Origin of the sequence: Streptomyces niveiscabiei, assembly GCF_001419795.1 — a bacterium.
In the GTDB taxonomy this organism is placed as follows: Bacteria; Actinomycetota; Actinomycetes; order Streptomycetales; family Streptomycetaceae; genus Streptomyces; species Streptomyces niveiscabiei.
The window spans coordinates 1-3,621 of the sequence record NZ_LIRL01001358.1 but is presented as its reverse complement, the minus strand read 5'-3'; the positions used below and the strand labels follow the sequence as shown (position 1 = coordinate 3,621).

4 protein-coding genes and 1 pseudogene are annotated in these 3,621 nt (G+C 74.3%); 1 reads left to right on the top strand and 4 read right to left on the bottom strand.

Features of this window, described 5'->3' with window-relative positions:
- Positions 1-77 precede the first annotated feature (77 nt).
- Entirely contained in the window at positions 78-728 is a 651-nt protein-coding gene (locus tag AOK24_RS44025) for a DUF2567 domain-containing protein (RefSeq protein ID WP_079057286.1), read from the top strand.
- A 193-nt stretch (positions 729-921) separates the two neighbouring features.
- On the opposite strand, the gene ybaK is transcribed toward AOK24_RS44025, so the two are convergent.
- The 4 genes and pseudogenes from ybaK to AOK24_RS44005 all read right to left on the bottom strand — a co-directional run.
- Entirely contained in the window at positions 922-1,419 is a 498-nt protein-coding gene (ybaK, locus tag AOK24_RS44020) for a Cys-tRNA(Pro) deacylase (protein ID WP_055725418.1), read from the bottom strand.
- Between the two features lie 8 nt (positions 1,420-1,427).
- Positions 1,428-2,165, bottom strand: coding sequence for an LON peptidase substrate-binding domain-containing protein (locus AOK24_RS44015; protein WP_055725417.1), 738 nt, complete (start codon positions 2,163-2,165; stop codon positions 1,428-1,430).
- A gap of 11 nt (positions 2,166-2,176) precedes the next feature.
- Positions 2,177-3,208: a hypothetical protein gene (locus AOK24_RS44010; protein WP_055725416.1), complete on the bottom strand. Its 1,032-nt coding sequence runs from the start codon at positions 3,206-3,208 to the stop codon at positions 2,177-2,179.
- A 183-nt stretch (positions 3,209-3,391) separates the two neighbouring features.
- Positions 3,392-3,621 (bottom strand): annotated as a pseudogene (locus AOK24_RS44005) (oxidoreductase); the annotation flags it as partial.

The window sequence follows — 3,621 nt, the reverse complement described above, 5'->3', positions numbered from 1 at the left end:
GTGTATAAGAGACGGGTGCGAGGCCTTGGGTGGCCTCCGGTGGGGCGGGCCACAGGCGGGCCTGGCACGATGGCAGGGTGACCGCTCCGCTGACTCCGCCTACGCCGCCGCACGAACCGTCCCCGCGCGGGGACTGGCCTCCGCCGCCTCCGGAGGGGTACGGGGAGGTGGTGGGCGTGAAGGACCGGGCCGAACTGCTGGGTGATCTCCGGGACGGGGCGCTGGTCGCCGTGGCGGTGACCGTGCTCGGCGTGGTGCTGGGGCTGCTGTGGCTGTGGCTCGCGCCCCGCGTGCCGCTCGTGGGCGACCAGTCCGACGGGAGCTGGGTCGTCTACCTCAAGGACTCCGAGGGCGAACAGGCCATCGGCGTCGACGGAACGTTCACGCTGCTCGCGCTGGCCTGCGGGGCGCTCAGCGCGCTCGGCGTCTTCCTGTGGCGCCGGCGGGGCGGCATCCCCCTCGTCGTCGGGCTCGCCCTCGGGGGTGTGCTGGCCTCGGTCGTCGCGTGGAAACTGGGCACCTGGCTCGGGCCGACCTCCGACGTCATCGCCCACGCGAAGAGCGCGGGCAAGGGGGTGACGTTCTCGGCGCCGCTGAAGCTGGGGGCCAAGGGGGCGCTGATGGTGTGGTCCATCGCGGGGCTGCTGGTGCATCTGGGGTTGACGGCGCTGTTCGGGCCGCGGGATCCGGAAGTGTACGAGCACCCGTATTTGACGCCGCCGGTGTAGGGGGGCGTCGGGCGGGGTGTGCGGCGGGCGCTCCCGGTGCGGGCGCGGGCGGCCCGCCCCGCACCGGACCGTGCGCCCTACGCCGGTCGCCTCCCGTGGTTCGCGCGTCGTTTCTTGATGCGCCACTTCCGTTTCCGTGTGCGTTTCGACATGCCCTCTCTGCTTAACGGAGAGAGGGCGGCGCGTCGAGAGGTCACGTACGTCCGATGGGGGCCAGGACCGCTCGCGTGAGGGTGGCGAGGTCGCCGGGGGACAGCTCGACCTCCAGGCCGCGGCGGCCGGCGGAGACGCAGATGGTGGGGTGGGCGTCGGCCGAGGCGTCGAGGACCGTCGGGAGCCGCTTGCGCTGGCCCAGGGGGGAGATGCCGCCCCGGACGTACCCCGTGGTGCGTTCGGCGAGGGCCGGGTCGGCCATGGCCGCCTTCTTGCCGCCCACGGCCGTCGCCAGGGCCTTCAGGTCGAGGGTGCCGGCGACCGGGACCACCGCGACGGTCAGCGCCCCGTCGACGTCCGCCACCAGCGTCTTGAACACCCGCTCCGGCGACACCCCCATCGCCTCGGCGGCCTCCTCGCCGTACGAGGGGTGCGCGGGGTCGTGGTCGTAGGAGTGGACCGTGTACGCCACCCCCGCCGCCGTCAGCGCGACGGTCGCCGGGGTCCCACCGGCCTGTTTCTTGGGCTTCTTCGCCACCGGGGTCCTCAGTTCAGGCTGGTCGGGCCGCGCGTCAGGTCGGACGCGGGCAGGGAGGGCAGGCCGCGCAGGATCGCCGACTCGACGCGCAGGAGCTTCAGCTCGTCCCGCAGCCGGGACGCGAAGTCCGGTGCCTGGAGGAGCCGTTGCTTGGTCGGCGTGTCGAGCATCATCGTCGCGGCGACGAGGTACGACACGACGCCGGGCTCGTCGGGGAGGTCGCCGGAGAGGACGGACAGCTCGCGCGCGCCGGCGAGCCGCTTCTGGTACTGGCGGAAGGCCCGCAGGACGGCTTCCGCGAGCCCCTGCGCCTCCTCGCCGCGCTCCTCGGGCAGCTCCTCCAGCTCGGCGGTGAGGTACGGCCCCGAGGCGTCGACGGACAGCAGCCGCACCCGGGTCGTACCGGTCGCCAGCACTTCGAACGTGCCGTCGCCCCGCTCCCGGACGGTCGCCGCGTCGGCGACGCAGCCCACGGAGTGGAACGCCTTGAGGGGGTCGGGGCCGAACCCTGCGAGCGGTCCGCGCTGCGGCAGCGCGGTCGGGTCGGGCATGCCCTGGGCCGCGGGCGCGACCTCGTGGCCGTCGCGGATGGCGACGACGGCGAACCGGCGCGGCTCGTCCTCCGGCGTCTTGAGCAGCGAGCGCATCATCGCGCGATAGCGCTCCTCGAAGACGTTCAGCGGCAGCACGAGCCCGGGGAACAGCACCGAGTTCAGGGGGAAGAGCGGGAGCCGGACGGTGGTCACGGTGCGGAAGCCTAATGCTCCGCGCCGGTCGGATGTCCGTCGTGACCGTTCCACGGGCGGTCCTGACGGCCGTGGAGGATGTCCTCGCGGGCCGAGAGGAAGAGCCCGAGGGGGTCCTCGGAGAAGCGGTTCCAGGGGAACGAGGTCACGTACGGGCCCAGCAGCCGCAGCTGGACGAGCGCGTCCTCGCGCCGCCCGAGGCGGTCCAGGACGTAGACGAGGCCGTTGCGGACCTCGGCCGCGCGCGCGTCGCCGGGGCCGAGCCGGGCCGACAGGACGACCGCCCGGTCGGCCGCCGCGTCGAGCCGCTCGCGCGCCACGAGGGGCCCGCAGCCGTCCGTCAGGTACGAGAACGCGACGAGCGCCGGCAGCGACTGCACGAGGGAGTCGGCGGGGGCGTCCTGCGCGGCGCGGTCGGCGAAGTCGAAGCACTCGCGGTGCGAGCCGTGCCAGGAGGCGCCCAGGTAGCGCAGCGCGGCCACATGGCACCCGAAGTGGTGGGGCGAGCGGCGCACGGCCGCCTCCCACAGCTCGCCGAAGTACTTGTGCCCTGCGTGTGCCCCGCGCGCGTGGTCGAGGGCGATGCGCCAGGGCACCGGGTCGCGGTCCCAGGCCTGCGCCGCCGCCGTGATCAGGGGGCTCACCTCGCGCAGCAGTTCCGCGCGCGCCGGGGAGCGCCAGGCGCGGCCCACCGCGAGCTGCGCGGCGACCAGCAGGACGTCGGGGTCGCGCGGCGCGCCCGCCCGCCACACCTCGAACCACTCGGGCCGCGCCATCGCGAAGGCCGCGAGGCGCTTGACGTAGCGGTCGCGGGCCTCCCAGTCGCGCCGCACGCGGGTGCGCGCGAGGAGTCCGGCCGCCGGTCTGTGCTCGCCGCGCCCGGCCGCGACGAGCGCGGGGCCGAGGAGGTCGTCGGGGACGTCGAGCAGCATCTCGTCGTCGGCCGGCAGTCCGGTGACGGCGAGGGGCGGCGCGGCCTTCGGGGCTTTCGGCGCGCGGGCCGGGCGGATGAACGGGGGCAGCAGAGCCATGGTGCCGACCATTGAAAAACGCTGGTCGGCGACGCGCCAGAGGTAAAGCGCAACCCATGGAAAGTTGTACGCCCCAAGGTCAAGGGACGGTAAAAGGTTACCGTTCAGTCGCCACGGTACGGGCACAGCGTGCGGTTTCCGTGGCCGTGGGGCCGCCTGGAGTGCGGGTTCCGTGGGGGTTGTGGCGCGCATGTTTCAGTCCCTCCGCAGCAGCCGGGTCGCGCCCGCCGCCACCGTCGTCGCCAGGATCCAGCCCAGCAGGATCATCACGGCCGCCGACCACTGCCAGGCCCCCTCCAGCCGCCACTGCCCGGCCTGGCCGAGGTCGATCACCGGCAGCAGGAGGTCCAGGGCGAACAGGACCGGGTCCCAGGTGGGGCTGCTCCCGCCCGTGGGGTGGTGCGGGGCGTGGCCGTAGGCGACCG